This window comes from Cupriavidus sp. C1SS-2L (genome assembly GCF_057073735.1).
The window spans coordinates 2,492,437-2,510,841 of record NZ_CP172708.1 but is presented as its reverse complement, the minus strand read 5'-3'; the positions used below and the strand labels follow the sequence as shown (position 1 = coordinate 2,510,841).

General features: G+C 59.7%; 12 protein-coding genes and 1 pseudogene. 8 read left to right on the top strand and 5 right to left on the bottom strand.

The genetic code is table 11. From position 1 onward, the window contains the following. Positions 1-57: 57 nt before the first annotated feature. Positions 58-606: a hypothetical protein gene (locus tag ACIGJG_RS11575; RefSeq protein WP_235679765.1), complete on the bottom strand. Its 549-nt coding sequence runs from the start codon at positions 604-606 to the stop codon at positions 58-60. Positions 607-1,168: 562 nt separating this feature from the next. Between ACIGJG_RS11575 and ACIGJG_RS11570 the strand changes: the two genes are divergently transcribed. After that, positions 1,169-5,263, top strand: a complete 4,095-nt coding sequence (locus tag ACIGJG_RS11570) for a helix-turn-helix transcriptional regulator (protein WP_483672368.1) — start codon at positions 1,169-1,171, stop codon at positions 5,261-5,263. Here ACIGJG_RS11570 and ACIGJG_RS11565 read toward each other — a convergent pair. Then, complete coding sequence (locus ACIGJG_RS11565) at positions 5,255-6,100, bottom strand: hypothetical protein (RefSeq protein WP_483672366.1); 846 nt, start codon at positions 6,098-6,100, stop codon at positions 5,255-5,257. The two genes, ACIGJG_RS11570 and ACIGJG_RS11565, sit on opposite strands and share 9 nt — an antisense overlap. A gap of 124 nt (positions 6,101-6,224) precedes the next feature. Here ACIGJG_RS11565 and ACIGJG_RS11560 point away from each other — a divergent pair, with 124 nt between their 5' ends. After that, positions 6,225-6,536: a helix-turn-helix transcriptional regulator gene (locus tag ACIGJG_RS11560; protein ID WP_483672365.1), complete on the top strand. Its 312-nt coding sequence runs from the start codon at positions 6,225-6,227 to the stop codon at positions 6,534-6,536. A gap of 2,225 nt (positions 6,537-8,761) precedes the next feature. Then, positions 8,762-10,057 (top strand): MobA/MobL family protein, encoded by a 1,296-nt coding sequence (locus tag ACIGJG_RS11555; RefSeq protein WP_483672364.1) that lies wholly within the window; start codon positions 8,762-8,764, stop codon positions 10,055-10,057. An 86-nt stretch (positions 10,058-10,143) separates the two neighbouring features. Here the strand turns inward: ACIGJG_RS11555 and ACIGJG_RS11550 are convergent, their stop codons facing one another. Continuing rightward, entirely contained in the window at positions 10,144-10,503 is a 360-nt protein-coding gene (locus tag ACIGJG_RS11550; protein WP_483672363.1) for a hypothetical protein, read from the bottom strand. Between the two features lie 216 nt (positions 10,504-10,719). Between ACIGJG_RS11550 and ACIGJG_RS11545 the strand changes: the two genes are divergently transcribed. Further along, positions 10,720-12,939 carry a DotA/TraY family protein gene (locus ACIGJG_RS11545; RefSeq protein ID WP_483672362.1) on the top strand — a complete coding sequence of 740 codons (2,220 nt, stop codon included), beginning with the start codon at positions 10,720-10,722 and terminating at the stop codon, positions 12,937-12,939. Between the two features lie 63 nt (positions 12,940-13,002). Here the strand turns inward: ACIGJG_RS11545 and ACIGJG_RS11540 are convergent, their stop codons facing one another. Then, positions 13,003-13,287, bottom strand: coding sequence for a hypothetical protein (locus ACIGJG_RS11540; protein WP_483672361.1), 285 nt, complete (start codon positions 13,285-13,287; stop codon positions 13,003-13,005). A gap of 115 nt (positions 13,288-13,402) precedes the next feature. Between ACIGJG_RS11540 and ACIGJG_RS11535 the strand changes: the two genes are divergently transcribed. Continuing rightward, entirely contained in the window at positions 13,403-13,594 is a 192-nt protein-coding gene (locus tag ACIGJG_RS11535) for a hypothetical protein (RefSeq protein ID WP_483672360.1), read from the top strand. A gap of 498 nt (positions 13,595-14,092) precedes the next feature. On the opposite strand, the pseudogene ACIGJG_RS11530 reads toward ACIGJG_RS11535, so the two are convergent. After that, positions 14,093-15,094 (bottom strand): annotated as a pseudogene (locus tag ACIGJG_RS11530) (IS91 family transposase); the annotation flags it as partial. Positions 15,095-15,268: 174 nt separating this feature from the next. Here ACIGJG_RS11530 and ACIGJG_RS11525 point away from each other — a divergent pair. From ACIGJG_RS11525 to ACIGJG_RS11515, 3 genes are read left to right on the top strand one after another with little or no spacing between them, the layout of a single operon-like run. After that, entirely contained in the window at positions 15,269-16,516 is a 1,248-nt protein-coding gene (locus tag ACIGJG_RS11525) for a tyrosine-type recombinase/integrase (RefSeq protein WP_483672359.1), read from the top strand. Beyond that, the gene (locus ACIGJG_RS11520) at positions 16,513-17,418 is read left to right on the top strand and encodes a tyrosine-type recombinase/integrase (RefSeq protein ID WP_483672358.1); all 906 of its coding nucleotides are present in this window, start codon (positions 16,513-16,515) and stop codon (positions 17,416-17,418) included. The genes ACIGJG_RS11525 and ACIGJG_RS11520 overlap by 4 nt, the downstream gene beginning before the upstream one ends. After that, positions 17,415-18,404: a tyrosine-type recombinase/integrase gene (locus ACIGJG_RS11515; RefSeq protein WP_483672357.1), complete on the top strand. Its 990-nt coding sequence runs from the start codon at positions 17,415-17,417 to the stop codon at positions 18,402-18,404. The genes ACIGJG_RS11520 and ACIGJG_RS11515 overlap by 4 nt, the downstream gene beginning before the upstream one ends. Position 18,405: the final 1 nt, after the last annotated feature.

Sequence of the window (18,405 nt, the reverse complement as noted above, 5' to 3'; positions counted from 1 at the left end):
GGGGCATGCGGCACTCCGTCTATGCAATCGGTGGCAACGATGCGACGGTCGGGCGCGCTACGCAGCGCCGAGCGGCCATTGGCGGATGCGCAGGATGGCGCGGTCGGCGACCCGCACGGCCAGCTCCAGCAACGCCGGCATCTGTTTGCGCGTGATGCCGGCGGTGTATCGTACGGCGGCGGTATCGTCGTCATCGGTCGACGGCTCGCAGCAGCCGCATCGCATCGCGAGCCGAAGGATATGCAAGGGCACGAAGCGCTCAGCCTGCTGCATGTCGGCCAGGGCTGCCAAAGAGAAATGCAGCGGCAGCCGCGATAGTTCAATGACCCGTTGCCGAAGGCTGGCGCCTGTACGCGCGCCCAGCGCGGCGCCTTCGGCATGGAAGCCGGCGCGCGTCATGCCAGTGGCACCGGGCTGCCACAGTGCGCCGATGGCGAGGTAGGGCGCCGCGGCTTGCAGCAACCCGGCTTCGCCTACTTCATCGATCGCCACGAAACCACCCAGCAGGTCATACGTGAGCGCGGTTCGCCCGAAGCAGCGGTGGTAGCCCGTGATGCAGTCAAAGTCCTCGTCGTAGACTGGCCTGGCGTCGCGAGGAATGCGCACGGGGCGGATTTCGAACCAGCCAGGTGATATTGGGTAGCGGCCGGTCCACGCGAATGCTGGCTGTGTGGCGGCTGGTTGCCAACGTGTTGGAAGGGAGGGTTGCGGCATGAGCCCGCTCCTGCTCGGTTGTGAAGCGGACTACCGTATCGACGCGGGATTGGAACCGGAATGAGACGATGCCGCTTAGTTGAAACCGGGGCTTTGCAGCAGGGAGGCGGAAATGAAAAAAGCCAGCACAAAGCTGGCTTTTTTGGAATCTGGTGGGTGGTACAGGGATTGAACCTGTGACCCCTGCCGTGTGAATCAGAAAAAGGCCCGGCTTTGTACATACAGTTTTCCTGTATGTACTTGAGTTTACGCGATTTTTGTATCCTTCAATATCGCTTGTGCGCGTTCAGTTGCCCTTCGATGTGCGCCAGTTTTGCGCCCGACTCCATGGCCTGCGGCTTTCGGCGAAAATTGAGTTGTATTGTGTAGCGTTACGCGATACACTGGCTCCCGTCGTGTTACTTTGTTGATGGGGGGGCACATGGCCGCGTTTACTGATATCCCGCATCCCGGGGTGCGTATCAAGACTGAGATCATTCCCCAAGGAATGTCAGTCACTAAAGCTGCTCAGATCATGGGTGTAGGCCGCCCGGCTCTGTCTAACCTTCTCAATGGCAACGCTGCTTTGTCGGCTGAAATGGCAGCGCGACTGGAAAAGGCATTCAACTATCCGCTCAAGGATTTGATGCAGATGCAGGCGCAGTATGAAGCGGCACTGGCGAATCAGAAGGATGCCCCGGCAGATACCAAGGCGTATGTGCCGCCTTTCCTGTCAATTAAGGCCAACGCTATTGAAGCGTGGGTCTCGCACAACATTTCGGCCCGGATCCGCATGGCGGTCTTCTTGCGCACGCTGGTGCACTCGACCGGCCGGGGGCTTACCAAGGTCGAGTTTCCCGGTAACGATGATGCGGAGCGCCCCGGTTGGGATGGATTCGTGGAGGCATCCGAGGGGGCGCCTTGGGTGCCTGCTGGCCGCTCTGGTTGGGAGTTTGGTACTAACGAGGACCCTAAGGCAAAAGCAGAGGGCGACTTCGAAAAGAGCATCCGAGCTCTCGGCAGTAAGGAGTGCGCGGAAACGACGTTTGTTTTCGTCACGCCGCGCCGTTGGGCGGGCAAGGCCGCATGGGTTGCTACGAAAAAGGCGAAGGGTCTTTGGAAAGATGTTCGCGCCTACGACGCTAGTGATCTTGAGCAGTGGTTGGAGCAGTCACTGCCGGCGCAAGCTTGGTTCGCAAATGAAACGCACATCCCTGCGGAGCAGGTTCGTTCGCTCGACAAGTGCTGGGAAGACTGGGCCAACGTTTCGGCACCGCCGCTAACTGGGGCCTTGTTTAGCTCTGCTATCGAAGCAAGCAAGCGCACTATACTCTCACGGCTTTCGAAGCCATCCGACGGGCCAGTCCTGATCGCGGCCGACTCGACCGAAGAGGCGCTTGGCTTCCTTGCCCAGTTGCTTAGTGAGCGTGGTGGCGCGGAACTGGCCTCATACCGCGACCGCGTGCTGGTGTTTGACAAGCCTGGTGTCTTGCCGCGCCTGGCGACAGGCGCGCAGACCTTCATCCCGGTCGTCTTTACGCGAGAAGTCGAACGTGAACTCGCCCCCTATGCGAAGTCGATGCACGCCTTCGTCATCTATCCTCGCAACGCTACGGCCGTCAATCCTGACATCGTTCTGGAACCAGCCAACTACGAGACCTTTAATAAGGCGCTCGAAGAGATGGGCAAGAACCGCGATGACATCTCTAAGCTTACGGTTGCTTCGGGCCGATCGCTAACCGTTTTGCGTCGTCGTCTTTCGACGCTCCCTGCGGTGCAGACGCCGGAATGGGCGGCCGATCGCCAGAAGGCGGCAAGCCTTGTACCTTTCCTTTTTGTGGGGGCATGGAACAGTCAGAATGAAGCCGATAGGATCGGACTTTCGCTTCTCGCTGGAGATCGTTCGTACGACGATCTTGAGAAGGAGTGTCAAAGCCTTGCTCAATTGAACGACGTGCCGATCTGGTCAGTCGGTGCATACAGAGGCGTGATCTCGAAGCTTGACCTTCTTTATGCCATCGCTGGCACCATAACCGCAGCCGACTTAAACCGTTACTTTCAGGTGGCGCGCATGGTATTGGGCGAAGACGATCCAGCACTCGATCTGGACGAAGATCAGCGCTGGGCTGCCTCAATCCATGGCAAGACACGTGAATTTTCCAGTGCTTTCCGGGACGGAATTTCGGAAACGTTGGTCTTGCTGGCGGTTCACGGTGGACAACTCTTTAAGAGTCGCCTCGGCATTGATCCGGAACTGGGGGTGGTACAAGTTGTGCGCGACCTGCTCCCGATGCCATTGACGACGCGGATTCTCGAGGCCAATGACCGTGACCTGCCTACATACGCGGAAGCCGCTCCTGATGAGTTTCTTTCCATTCTTGAGCGCGACCTTAAATCCGATAAGCCTGCTGTGCTCGGTCTTCTCCGTCCTGTCGATCCCGGCATCTTTGGGAGCAGTCCGAGCCGGACAGGTTTGTTGTGGGCGCTGGAGGGGCTCTCGTGGAACCCGGTGACATTGCCGCGCGCTGCCGTAATTCTCGCTCGGCTCGCGCAGGTGGAGATCAACGACAACTGGCTAAACAAGCCTACAAACTCCCTGGAGTCGATATTCCGCGCTTGGATGCCACAGACAGCCGCAAGCCACGGGCAGAGGGTCGACCTGATGAAGAAACTGGTGGCAAAGTTTCCAGACGTCGCTTGGAAGATCTGCGTTGCGCAGTTTGGTGTACACCATCAAACCGGCCACTACAGCCACAAGCCGCGTTGGCGTACTGATGGCTATGGGTTCGGCGAACCTTTTCCGACTTGGGGGCCTGCCATCGAGTTTGCGCGTGAGATGGTGGAGATGGCTTTGACTTGGAGGGAGTATTCGCTTGAGATGCTGTGCGATCTAGTCGAGCGCCTATACGACCTGAGTGATGCGGATCAAAACCGCGTGTGGGCGCTGGTCGAGAAATGGGCGAAAACTATGGCCAGCGATGCTGAGAAGGCCATGATGCGCGAGAAAATCCGCATCTCGACACTCTCGCGACGCGCCACGATACGGGCCAGGAAAATGGGGAAGAAGACGGGCCTTGCGGCGGCTGGTGCGGCTGCCTATGCCGCGCTTGAGCCAAGCGACCTGCTCAACAAACATGCCTGGCTATTCCGAAATGGGTGGGTCGATGAGTCAGCCGACGAAATTGAGGACATCGAAAAAGTCGACTTTCGAAAACGTGATGAGCGCATCCAGGGCTTGAGGGCCGACGCGCTGCGCGAAATTTTCTCGCAGCGCGGTCTCGCGGGGATCTTGGAGCTTTCCGAACGCGGGAATGCTTCATGGGTAATCGGCGCGCTGATGGCAAGCATCGTGTTGTCGGATCAAGAACTCCGGGAACTGCTGCGGAACGCGCTCACGCCCATCCTAGCTGGCAAAGAACAGGTTCACTCGTACAAGAACCTCATTGGCGGTGCATTGCATTCTATGGCTGAGAGCGACAAACGCGAAGGGGTCCTCAAGAGCGTAGCAACCGATCTTTCTGAAGAGGATGTGGTGCCGCTATTGTTACTTGCGCCGTTTGGTAGGAGCACCTGGCAACTTGTCGACGCGTTGGGCGAGTCGGCGCAGGCGAAATATTGGAGTGAAGTGTCGCCGGACGGCATTCACACCTCCGATGCCGAGATCCACGAGGCCATCGATAGGTTGTTGAAGGCGGAGCGGCCCCGTGCGGCGTTCTCGTTCATTCGGTTTGAACCGAGCAAGCTCGATGGGCATGTTCTCTTCCGCCTGTTGTCGGCAATGGCACAAGGCGGCAATGATCAGCCTGGCCAATACATGCTTGAGCAATACCACGTCGAGGAGGCTTTCAAGCACCTGAACTGCACCTTGAAGCTGACGCTCGAGCAAAAGGCCGGTCTGGAACTTGCCTACATCGGTTTGCTAGCGGGGACGAGAGCGCACAGAGGAAACTATGGCATACCGAATCTCGAACGGTACGTAGAGGCCCATCCTGAGTTCTTCGTCCAAGCGGTGTCTTGGGCCTATAAGCGAAACGACGGTGCCGCCGATCCCGCGGAATTCCAGGTTCCGCTGGAGCGCATGGAAGCTATGGCGGAGCGCGGTTACCAGCTTCTGGAAGCTATCGAGCGCATTCCTGGCCACAATGACTTGGACGAGCTAGAGGTGGGTCGCCTTGCGAACTGGGTTACAAGCGTTCGTGATTCGTGTGCCGAACGGAGCCGTTCAGACATCGCCGACGTCTGTATTGGTAAAGTGCTGTCGCACGCCCCGATCGGCCGGGACGGTGTGTGGCCTTGTGAGCCAGTGCGGGACGTTATGGAGGAGATCCAGTCAGAAGCAATAATGCGTGGTGCGCATAACGGTGTTTACAACTCTCGAGGTACTCACTGGCGCGGTGAGGGTGGCGACCAAGAGCGTGAGCTGGCGGAGAAGTACCGAAAATGGGGCCAAGCGCTTCAGGTTTCGCACCCGTTTGTTGCTTCGAAACTTCTACTTGGTCTGGCTAAGACGTACGATCACGAGGCGAGCTGGGAGGATACCGAAGCAGGCATTCGCCGTCGTCTACGCTGAATGACTGCCGCCACTTCTCTCTGGGTGCTTTTGGGACGCCTGATGCATGTTCTGCTGAAAGCGCTCGAAGAAAGCCTCAATCTCTTCATCCGTAGATGGCAGCGCATCAAGCGCAGGTATGGCCGGCCTGTGTAGCCGTCTGTCTTCGGGTAACCAGGGCCGGTCCAATTGGCCGAACGAGAAACGTAACCGCAGGCGGTTCAACGCACCGCCGTTTGGGCGCGCAGGGTCGAACGGTCGTATCCAGTCTGGGAGATCTTCATAGTCTTCAGCAATGACTAGACGGCCTTCGAGCACCGCTTGCTCCCAAAGCATTCGATCTTGCTCTTCGACATCCGCTCGGTCTTCTAGCACTGAGCATCCGAGCTCTTGAATCTTCTCAGTCCACTCCTGGTATGCCTTCACGGCCTCGGACGAGGAGCGCGGCGCTCGCGGCTTCCCACCCTTGGCACCCCCAGGCGGCAGGGGTAGTTTGCCATTGGCTAGATTCAATATTCCGCGTCGAAATAGCTTCAGAGCAGCCCGTTCGCAATCAAGCCGAGCATCGATGGCATCTGTGTGGGCAAGGTCGACTAGGCCTAAAGGCAAGAGTTCATTCTCCGTAACGTAGCCAAGTTCGACAGCCAAGGCGGCAACCTCAAACAGCCTCCGGAGGGACAAGGCTTGATCTGACTTACTGTAGGCGCCGTGAAGATTTCTGTAGCGTAGCCATTCCTGACCCGTCTCCTGATCAAACCTGTCTTGCAACCCTAAGCCGAATTTGGCCTCCAGTTGTGCGGGAGATAGCCCCGAACGTCCCTCTATCATGCTGAGCAACGCCACTGTGGCTCCCTTCATTCGTTGCTGACCGTGCTTACCGTCTCGATGTCGGCCCATTCGAAACCTCGCAGAATTCCCTTTTTCCTGACAGATGCGACTTGACGCATCCTAGCAGCACATTGCGAGTGAAGGAATATGACCGATGAAGACCGCCGACAAACCGAAAGTGAATTTCCGCGTGGAGTTCGCGAGCATGGATAGGTGCGCGCTCCTGTCGCCCGAAGAACTTGCTGAGTTGCTTGGAAAGAGTAGGAACGCTATTTACCACATGCTTCGGCGAGAGGAGGATTCGTTTCCTCAACCAGTCCTGCGCCAGAATAGATGCGTTCGCTGGCGTGCTGGGGACGTGCGAGATTGGATCGACAGTTTGTCGAGCGCCAAGCCACGCGAGATAGCGACGGCAAAGCGGCGGGGCAGGCCCCGAAATGGCGAGTTGCAGCGGCCGACTGCCTGACGCCGCTCTTCCTCCCAACGATCTGACTGGAACGGGGCAACTGCGCCAACGCAAGTTTGCGCCCCGTCTTGAGGTGATTTGGTCGCGGTCCGTCACATAGGGCTGCTCGAACGTGCTCCAACCGTAATTAACCATAAGGGCCGTAATGGCTGACGATCGCTTTCATAACCACAGTGGCGGGGTGGTTCACGTTCACCACGCTGTGCGTTATGGCTCTGTACCAGAGGCGTTACTGGAAGACAGCCGCCTTGGGCTGGATTCTAGGGCCGTGGCTGCCTGGCTGGCTGTGAAGCCAGCCGGATGGCAGATTCTGGTGGGAGTTCTTCAGTCACGACTAGAGCTTGGAAAGGATCGATGGGGGCGGATCTCTCGCGAATTGGAGGCGGCAGGATACTTGAAGCGTCGGCGGGCTCATGGCCCACGGGGGCAATGGCTTTGGAACATAGTCTTCAATCCAGTCCCAATGAGCCAATCTTCGACCATGGGCGGTTTTCCCGGAGATGGTGACCACGGATCCGGACAGGGCAAGCCCGGTAGATCCGGGGCTGGAAACGCCGACTCCGGCTTCGCCGGCAATATAGAAATACCAGGCAAGAAAAAACATCTAAGTAGAAAACAACCCACTACGACTCCGACGCCCGTGGCTGACGCAGGCGACTGGACCGCCTCCCGGTACGGGGAGTTGCTTTGGGCCAAATCAGTTAAGCCTCACAAAGGCGTGGTGGTCGCTTGTCTTGATCGAAGTGAAGTGGACATGCCTGCGGCGCAGATGATCGTCGATGAGCTAGCGGGTTGCCTGGAGGCGGCAGCGTTAGGCAAGCGCGGCGAAATCGCGAGTATCCAAGGTTGGGTTGCTGCGGTCGTGCGTCGCTGCAAGGAGGGTACCTTCGTCATCGATTTAGGGCGTGTCGTGGCCCGCCGACGTGAACATGCGAGGATGGATTCAATTGCGTATGGATCAGAGGTACACGAGTCGTTTACTAGCCGGGAGAAGGGGCGCGAGAATGTGCGGACTCTCCTTCAGACACGCGACGGGACCGGTCGATTAAATCCATAGCCGGCTACCAGCTACAAGTATTTGCTTATTCGCCGGCGTCGGTTGCGAGGCAATGAAGGATTTCGGATGGAATGCGGCTGGGGTGATTTGGTCGCACATCCAGATCGCGGTAGTCATCTTCCCCCGTCGGCGGCGTACCCCGTGGAGACTACCAAGAGTCCAACTCATTTGGAATCGGCGGTGGCCGAATTGCGCTGCAGGGTCGGCGCTCTCCCTTGCGCCTGGCGGCGCGGGGACCCCTGCGCCTCGATCCGGGCGCGCGGGGCGCGCGAGACGTGGCCAGTAATCGGTTTGCAGAGAAGGGCGGCTTGCTCCCTCGGATGGCTCCCATCATTGCGCGGAAGACCGTTGGCCGCGGCGGGGAGGTGTGAAAGGGACGATGGCCTACGTGTGGGCTATCGGGCAGGTTGTCCGTCCGCGCAGCATGTGCTCATTGGCGGAACGTAGGAACAACGTGCCGTCGCTGCAGTGATAGTGCAGTGATAGTGCAATGATGGCGCAATGACGATGCAGTGACGGTGCGGTGAGCGTGCACTGAGGGGCAGTGAGGGTGCAGCAAGGGTGCCGTGAGGGCGCAGTGATAGACCAGAAGGCGGAGTCACCAGCAAGGTGTGAATTGGCTTTATGTCTCGCTAGTCGTTCGTACCTGTGCCTGGCAAACCAGCAGCTGCGGTGGGCAAGTGGGGGCAAGTGGTGGGCGGCGCGTGGGCAACCCGGTAGGGTTGTCCATCGCAGTCCACGGCTTGTCTACACGCTGGCGCGTCAGCGCCATGTCCACGGCAGGGCTACACCAAAAGATCGCGCACTCTGACGGTGCCCCGATTTATGCGTTCATGATTCTGCATACCTGGTGGTAGTGCGCTACCAAGTAGAAGTCTGGTGGGGTATTTGGTCGCGGTGGCCAACCGACGATGCCCGGCGGCGGGGATGGAGGCCGGAGCCTGGCAACTGTTGAAGGGCACGGTGAGCGTGGGTTCGAGGTGCAAGCCGATGCCGAAGGTGGTTGACGGGTGGGTACATAGGGAGGGGCGTCCCTCCCTATGCGCGATTCCTCGTTTGAATGGCTTGCTTCGCAATCCATTCAAACGATCGCGGTCGGGGCATGGCCCCGACACCCCGATCGAGGGCTTCTTCTCATGTGCTTTAACAGAATATGGCGTCTCCTCACGTGTCCCTTAAGCGCGGAAAAGTTGGTAACGCCGCAGCGCACGCTGCTTACGTTCGCGGTGAGGGAAAGTACTCCGATCGCGACGATGTGCGTGCAGTGGTCGATGGCAATCTGCCTGCCTGGGCGTGTAACGACGCCTATAAGTTCTTTGCTGCGGCGGACGCCAATGAGCGGAAGAACGGGCGGGCATACATCGAGGTCGAGGCGGCCATCCCTCGTGAAGCTGTGGATCCGGTCGGTTGGGCGCGTGATTTCACTCGGTCGCTGTTGGGGGGGCGCTTTGCCTACCGGCTGGCCGTGCATGACCGCACGGCCAGCGATGGCGGCCGGAATGTCCACCTCCACCTAATGTTCTCGGACCGTCCGACAGACGGTGGGCACTTCGACGCGAAGCGCTTTTTTAAACGAAACGGATCGACAAAGGACCGCAGCTGGAACAAGCGCGACAAAGTGCACGAGGTGCGGTGGCTCTTTGCCAAGCACGTTCGTGAAGTCGCACCCGGCTGGGAACCGACCGCCCCGGCGAAGCCGGAGCCGAAGATCGGCCCGGCTCTGCCTGGCGCGGGCTGGCGATACGAGGAGACGCGGCGGGCACGCCTCGACCAGGTCGAGGCGATCCGCGCGCAGCGGCGCATTGAGCAGGCGGCAGCGCTGGGCCGGGCCGAGCAGGCCCAGCCTCCCGGCCTGATCGATCTATCAACGAACCTGCGCGCGGCACTTGCCGAGCGTGACGCCAAGGAGCCGAGTAATGAGCAACACCGAGCCGAATTCTTCGAGGTCGACCACGGAGTTCTGGCGGTCCGACGCGGGCCGACAGCAGCCGCGAACGGTCTGCGTCGATTGTCGGAATGCCGTCTGGCAGGAATTGCACGCCCTGGGATCGCACATGCCGAGCCGCACGACGCGCGTCTACTGCCGGGTAATGCACGCGCTCATCGACGAGGAGCTGAGCGAGTGCACGATGCACGGTTGACGGCGGTGTTGGACGGTGTTGGCCGGGAGATGGAACAGCCCGCGCAACTTTCGACGGCGAGACTGAATCAGTTCGACGCCGGCTTGGCCGACATGCTCAGGTCGCCCGACCTAGACAGCGAGACGTGCGCGCGCGCCGAGCACCTGCGGCAGGCGGCCGAGGGCGAAAGGAAGCGCCGGGACGCCGAGGCCACGAAGGAACGGCGCAATCCGTCGGAATCGGGTCTGCCGCAACTCGAGCACCGGCTTAATACCCTGGTGACAGTGACCTCGGCACCCACCGCTCCGGTGCCCACGCCTACAGCCAAAAGGCCGAAGCCGTGATGTGCAATGGACTGTAATTGCGGCACACCGCGGCTCTCCGGGGGCGGCCGCGTGTCGATCCCGCATCGTGCATGCGCCGAAAGCTATCAAAAATTCTCAATCGAATAGGAGAAGGAAAGTATGAGTGAACCGAAGAAAACTGCAATGTGGCGGACCATCGCAAGGGCCGTGAGTCCTTTTGCACCGCTGGCCTCACTGAAAACAACAGTGTGCAGTGGTTGGACGACGATCCTAGGACTGCAAGCGGAGCTAAGGCAGAGGCGGCGGGATCCGCGCATACGAACATTTAGGGAGGCGATGGCAGCTCGCCCAGCGGACGCCATGTCACTGTCGGATATTCGGCGAGAATGCTTGACAAACAGGCGCATATCGATTGCCTTTTCCCTGTTTTCCTTTGTGTACTCCGCCGCCAGCTTGGTTCCGGGCAATCTCTTCAGCGCATTCACGGGATTTCTGTTTACGACGCTTTGCTTGTTAAGTGCAACGCAATATGCGCACCGGTCTTGGCAAATCGATATGGGGCAAGTTTCGCCTGACGAGCCACTGCCCAGCGTTCGAGAGTTTCTAAATACACGGGGGGCTGCGAGGCGAATCCTTGATCCACAACTGTTCGACTAAGCGCAACCTTTCGTATCGACGCACTGAAACTAAGAGGTCGACTCATGATCCGATTCTTGCAGGTGCCAATGCGATGGGCCGGCGCAATAGCTTGCGTACTCGCCAGCTCGACGGCTTTCGCGCAGACAACATCAGTAGGAGACATCCAGAATGCCGCCAATCGAGCCGGCGACAAGTCGATGGCGTTGCTGGAGCTCGTATTTGGCGATGTCGTCCACAATCCTCTCTCTACCTCAGGAGGAGTAGGCGGAGGCATGCTTGCGAGCATCTTCTTCGTCATCACGTCATGCATCCTCGCCGTCGCGGTGATTTGGGCAATCTACCAGTTCGTGGTTAGCTTGATCGCCACTGGGCAGGATGGTGAATTCCTAGGGCAAAAGAAATCGTCGCCTTGGTATTTAATCCGCACCGTCATCGGCTTATGTTCCCTGATTCCGATCTTTGGAGGCTATTGCGGTGCGCAAGTCGTCATGCTGTGGGGCACGACGATGGGGGTCGGAATTGCAAACCTAACGCAGGATGCGACCATAGCCGTGCTTAAGGCGGGTGGCTCTATGGCATCGACTCCGGCATCTCCTGCAGCCAATACTCTCGCGCAGGCCCTGTTCGAGGCGAATCTCTGTGGCGAGTCGGTGAACGCTGCGCTCAAGCAGTTGCGCTCGGAGATTGGAGTGGATGCCGATGAGTCGGAGCAATTTGCGCCAACCATTTCCGGTAAGAGCGTCTATATCGTTAACGGACGCGGGCAGTCTTGCGGCGGCGCGAAGCTTGAACTGCCGGAGCCGGTGGCGATCTCGCCGAGCATATCAGCTTACGGGACCGGCACGTCGACGCTGTACAGCCCCATGAGATCCGCTCATGAAGCTGGCCTGGCCACGATGCAGTCAACTCTAGGGGTTATCGCGAAGGAGTATGTAAGGGATGTGAACATAGGTAGTGCTCCGCCCGATGTGAGCGGAACACTGAATTCGTCCGCACAAGCCTATGAGAACACGATCCGTGATGCCGTCACCGGATCGCGCGGCTCTATCGAGGCGCTAGCCGGAACGCTGGAACATGAACTTAAGCGCGATGGCTGGATCATGACGGGGGCTTGGTATCAGACCTTTGCGCAGGCAAATGCGCAAGCCACAGCACTGGCAAATGCCACAGCGTCGGGCGTGGCGGGCACGGACCCGAACAACCTGGCATACCCCCAGCTCTACCGAAAGGTTTTGAGCGCTTACCGGCAGCAGCGTGCGATGGACGGGGCGAACGCATCCAAGGCTGCAAATGCTGTCGCCGCATTGAAGACGGAATCCTCGGATGCAAAGGGCTTCATCGCCAGCATCTTCAGTGGGCAAGAGTGGGTCAAGGCCGCCATCAATCTGAATGGGAACAACGGCGGCGGCGGGACTACGAACCCCATGATTGGGATGAAAAACCTCGGCGATTACATTTTGACAGGAGGCTGGACTGCGCTTGGAACGTACACCGCCATCAAGGGCGGGCTAGCAGGCTCAGAATCCACGCTTGGCAAGGCCGTAACGGCCGCTGCCGATGTGGTAACGCTGGGCTACGCTGACACGTTCAAGAAGGCTGCGATGGGCGTCTTGGATGCTCTTAGCCCCTTCATCATTATCGCGCTTCTTTCGTTGTTCTTCTTTGGCGCAATGCTCTCGATCTACATCCCGATGGTGCCGTTCATCGTCTGGTTCGGCGGTGTTACGTCGTGGTTCGCAGTTGTCGGCGAAGCGTTGATCGCTTCGCCTCTCTGGGGCCTAACGCACTTGGATGGTGATGGCGAAGGCCTGGGGCAACGGTCAACACACGGCTATCTCTTTCTACTGAATGTCCTTTTCCGACCCGCTCTGATGATGGTCGGATTCGCACTCGGCGGGGCAGGGGTCATCGTGCTCGGAACACTGCTGAACACGATGTTCAGTGTTGCAATGGCTAATGCGCAGTTCGATAGCACGACAGGCGTTGTCAGCGTCATTGGCTTCATTGCGCTGTACGTATCCCTATGCCTGGCGTTAATCAATGGCTGCTTCAATTTGATCCACATTGTCCCTGATCAGGTCTTTTCGTGGGTCGGTGGACATATGGCTGGTCAGTTGGGGCGCGATACGGATGATCGCACCAAGCAAGTTTTCCTGGGCGGCATTGGGCATGGCCGTGACGCATCGCGAGGTGCGATGGGGCGCGGGCGCCCGCAGCGAGCCGCTAACCCCGGGGGCCCCGCACAAAGCGAAACACCTGGTCCGAAAGGCTACCTGGAATAATTTCATCCCAGGAAAGACAAAGAGCCCGAAATTTCGGGCTCTTTGTCTTTCCTGGCTGTCGCCTCACGAAGAGGTGCTAAGCCGGTGCATTTTCTCATCGTAGGCGGCTTGGCCGATTCGAGTTCGATTCTCTTTTGCCAGCAGGCAATTTTTGGGATCCAACTTGCTAAGTTCTGCCAAGGCGGCATCCCTCACCGCACGGGCTCCGCTCAGGTTCGCTTGCGACGCACGAAGCTCGCCTTCGAGTTGACGTGCGTACGCAGCCCATGCACTCGCGGCTCTCGCATTTTCATTCGCGATGCGCGCGTTTTGCTGCGCTTGCCCTTGGAAAAGCATGTCCATCGACATTTAGCTCACCTCATCTCGGCTTCCATGGAGTTGAATATACGGGCGGCGGCAACTAGCACGCAAGCTGATGCGCGAAAATGAGCCTAAACTATGACCCAAGTAGAGGAGGCCCAGTATGGCAACGAAACTCACCCAGTACATCATGAGCGAGCGGTTCCAGGAGGTCGTTGGCCGCGGCATTGAGATGGCGATTGCGCAGGCCAAGGCTGCTGGATTGCCTCCCGCCGGTGACCAGATCCTTGCCACGCCGAAGAAGCGGCGCGCTACGATTGTCTATCTTCCTCCGAGGCCCTCGAGGAAGGAGTAGAGAGGCCGCAGACCCGAACTGACGGGGTACGATTCCCGTGATAGTGCTTCATAGATCACGTCTCGCTTGGGTGAAAGCATATTTCGTGTTTCATCAGAACCCTCGATGTGCGACCTGGCTGTCGGTGCTCTTGCTGGGCACTGACTCTTGCTGTTAAGGATTGTTTGATGCCTGCCCTCGTCTGCAGGACGGTGAGGCGCGGTGGCGCCTGTGGGCAGGCGTCGAACAATCCTCGGGGGAGGAAACCGCGGGATGCAGCGATGTGGCGCGCGGGGCTATGGCGATTGAAGCGTCTGCTCGATCAGCAATGCCAAGGGATGTCGCAGGAAGCGAGACGTGAAGCGGACGTAGGCGTGACGCGAGGTGGTGGCCGGTCAGAATCCTTGGGACGCTGCGAGCATTTAATGAGGTGGCGTGAGACAGCGAGCACGACTGTCCGCTTTCGGCTCCGGTCTCCGAAGAGCCGACGATCGAGGTTGATGCGTAGGACGTGTGGGCTCATGTGATGACTCGCTGCGGTGGTGGTCCGCGGATACAGGCACTGCGCGGAATGACCTCAATGATGAGCATCGGTGCGCCACAATGCCGGCACACGAAGGGCGTGGGCATCGCGAGCTCGGTGTCGTCAGGTGAAGCGGTGACAGCAGGCGCAGCATCCAGGAGCTCACGCGCCCTGACCAGGTTGGCGCGGCGCACCGGGTTGGCAAGCAGCCCATAGTGCCGAATGCGGTGGAAGCCGCGCGGCAGCACGTGCAACAGGAAGCGGCGCATGAACTCGCCGACATCCAGGGTCATGGTCTTGTAGCGGGTGCGGCCCTTGGCACGGTAATCCTTCCAGCGGAAGGTCACGCCACGCTCGTCCAGGGCAAGCAGGCGCTGGTTGGAGATCGCCACGCGGTGGGTGTAGCGCGACAGGTAAGCTAGCACCGCCTCGGGTCCGGCGAACGGTCGCTTGGCATACACGACCCACTCGGATGTGCGTAGCGGCGCAAGCCACTGCGCAAAGGCAGCCGGATCGACGAGCGCGGCGTAGTCGCCGAAGAACTGCAACTGACCCTGATCATGTGCAGCCTGGAGGGCCTCGAGGAAGCGGCGTCGGAACAGGCGGGAGAGTACACGCACCGGCAGGAAGAAGCCGCGGCGGCAAGCCACCCACCGTTGGCCGTCCAGTGACAGGCCGCCGCCGGGAACGATGCCGTGCACGTGGGGATGATGTGTGAGTGCGGATCCCCAGGTATGGAGGACCAGAGTGGCGCCAATCTGCGCGCCGAGGTGCTTCGGGTCGGCGGCGATGGTCCGCAGGGTGTCGGCGGCGACATCGAACAACAGGCCATAGATCACCGCCTTGTTGTACCAGGCGATGGCGCTGATCGGCGCAGGCAGTGTGAACACGACGTGGTAGTACTCCACGGGGAGCAAATCCTCACTGCGCGCCTCGAGCCAGCGATGCGCAGCGCTGGCTTGACACTTGGGGCAATGCCGGTTGCGGCAGGTAATGGAGTGCAACCCATTACCTGCCTTATGGTGACAGTTCCGTTGCGGGGAGCTGGGATGTGATTGTTGTAGCAGTGCTGGGATCCGCCATAGCGCGAAGGCGAGTGACTCTCCCCATTAGAACCGGCTCTGGGTACTGTGTGTTGGGCCGCTCATGGCTCAATTCACTGGGAGACCTCGATGCTCGAGAACTTCTATTGCGCACCCAAGACCCTTCGCCGCCTTCGAACCGGCCCCAGCGGCCCGTACATCGATGGCTTCGCGGCGGAACTCAGTCGTGCAGGATATTCTGCAACGACCGCGGTCCATTATCTGCGTGCGGCAGCTCACCTCGGTCACTTCGTGCACCGCGAACGTACGGATCTCTCGGCTGTTGGCGCCAGCACTCTGGAGGCGTTTGCTCACCACTTCCCCCGTTGCCGTTGTGCCATATCGAACGGCGACTCAACTGGCTACCATGACTACTTCGGAGCGAAGCTCTTCCAGAGGTATCTGACGCAGATCGGCGTTTGCTGCGACAGCGAAGTCACTGTTGACGGAGTGGATGAGCCAGCCCTCGTGACGGCGTTTCGCGACTGGCTTCAAGTGCATCGCGGTGCGAGCCAGTCCACTGTTCGCCTGTATGCGCACGATGCCACAGAGTTCGTCCGCGAACTCGGTGACGACGTCGGCGCGTGGACCGTTCGTGCTGTTCGTGACTTCGTCACCGACCGCGCTGCTCAATCCGGCCTTCGAACCACGCAGAAGCGAATCACATCGTTGCGTTCCTTCCTGCGGTTCCTGAACGCTTCGGGACAGTCGCAAACCGACCTTGTAGACGCCGTTCCCGCCGTCGCCGGTTGGCGCCTTGCCCGACTGCCACGCTGTTTGTCCGAAGACGAGGTGGCTCGCCTGATCGCCACATGCAATGGCACGAGTGCCAGCCACGTACGCGACGACGCAATCCTGCTGCTGCTCGTGCGACTGGGGCTTCGGGCCGGTGACGTAGCCCAGCTTCGCCTTCGTGACATTGACTGGAGAGACGGCACGCTAGTTGTGGCGGGCAAGGGACGCTACCAAGTGCGCTTGCCATTGCCTCAGGACGTCGGCGACGCTTTGCTCGCATACTTGCATCACCGACCGAAGATCCAATGTTCGGATCGGGTGTTCCTGCGCAGCATTGCCCCAGCCGGTCCTTTCAAGTCGGGCGACGGCGTGTCCTCCGTCGTCAAGCGCGCGTTGCAGCGCGCGGGCATCAAGTCGCCCGCCAAAGGAGCACATCTGCTGCGGCACACCGCGGCGACGCAGATGCTGCGCAACGGTGTCCCGCTCGATCAGATTGGCCTCGTGCTGCGGCATCGAAGCCTGGACATGACCGCCTATTACGCGAAGGTCGATACCTCGCTGCTTCGGGGCATCGCACAGCCGTGGCCGGAGGTGCAATCATGATGGCCGCCGTCGAAGCCTATCTCGCCTTGCGTCGCTCGGCTGGATTTGCGATGAGCAATGCGGAATACTTGCTACGCAGTTTTGCCAGATTCGCTGCTGCTCGTGGCGAACAATATTTGCGAGTGACAACGCTCGTCGACTGGGCCAGTCAGGGGCCGTCAGTTGCACAGCGGCACGCTCGCTATCAGGCGGTCTGTAAATTTGCCAGCCAAGTGCGCCTGGAGGACCCGGGCCATGAATTGCCTCCGCCGAACTACTTTGGCTATAAGAAGACTCGTCGCGTCCCGCACATCTACTCGCCCGCCGAGGTCGGCCGGGTGATGCTGGCCGCCAGCCGGCTGGCTCCACAAGGAACGTTAAGGCCGTGGACGTACCTGACCCTTATCGGCTTGCTCGCTGCCACCGGCATGCGGGTCTCCGAGGCTTTGGCCCTGCACTTAGACGACATAACTTCGGAGGGGCTGCTGATCCGCAAGACGAAGTTTCAGAAGACGCGCATAGTCCCGCTGCACGACACCGCCTTAGTGGCACTGCAGAGTTACCTCGAGCAGCGTCTGAGGATGCATCCTGAAGGCGACCATATCTTCGTCGGAAGCAGCGGTCAGCCGTTGACGTACCGCGCGGTGTATCCAGTCTTTAGAACAGTACTGAAGGCTGCGGGTGTGCAAGGCTCGCAGGGGCGCCAGTTAAGGCTGCACGAGCTGAGGCATACGTTCGCCGTCAGAGCGTTGGAGTCAGCGCCAGCGGGTCGTCAACGCGTCGGACAGCACATGGTGGCACTTGCGACCTATCTGGGGCACGTGAACATCGACGCGACGTACTGGTACTTGCAGAGTACTGCCGAGTTGCTCGCGGATACAGCCGCCGCCGGCGAGAGGTTCTTCACTGGGGAGCAGCCATGACCTCGATCGCACCTCATATCGAAGCCTTCCTGCGTGATCACCTGAGTCAGCAGCGCGGTGCGAGTGGCCATACCTGTGACTCATACGCCTATAGCTTCCAGGCGTTGTTCGAGTTTGCTGCGTCTAGGCTCAAAGTCGCACCGTCGGCCCTTCGGTTGGAGCAACTCGACGCGACATTGATTGCCGCTTTCCTCCGGCACCTAGAGGTTGATCGAGGCAACTCGGCGCAGACGCGCAACGTCCGCTTGGCTGCCATTCGATCATTCTTTCGCTTCCTACAATATCGCGAGCCGGCAGCGCTCGAACAGATCCGCCGCATCCTTGCGATCCCATTCAAGCGGGCCGATACACGGCTGGTCGCGCATTTCGACAGAGACGAGGTTCAGGCCTTACTCGATGCACCGGACCCGACCACCCGAGACGGAGTCCGGGATCGGGCGATGTTGCATTTGGCGGTATGCGCTGGCCTGCGGGTGTCGGAGTTGACGGGCCTGCGTATCGCCGATGTGGGCGCGCAGTCAGCGAGCGTCCATGTACTTGGCAAGGGGCGGCGAGAACGAGCATTGCCCTTATGGAAGCCAGCGGCGGCCGCATTGCGGGCATGGATGGCAGTGCGGGGTGACCTCTCGACGCCAGAGGTGTTCGTCAATGCCCGCGGTGATCCCTTGAGCCGATGGGGTGTGGCTTACATTCTCCGGCGCCATGTCTTCACCGCGAGTCAGCGATGCGCGTCGTTGGGCAGCAAGCAGGCGTCTCCCCACGTATTGAGGCATACCTGCGCAATGATGGTGCTGCAGGCGACGCAAGACATCCGCAAGGTGTCACTCTGGCTTGGACACGCCAACTTGGCAACGACGGAAGTGTACGTTCGCGCCGATCCCGACCAAAAGTTGGAGGCAATCGAGTCGATGGTGCCGCCCAACCTGCGCAAGGGCAAATTCCGACCGCCAGATCGGCTGATCGCGCTACTAAAGACCAAGATGTAAT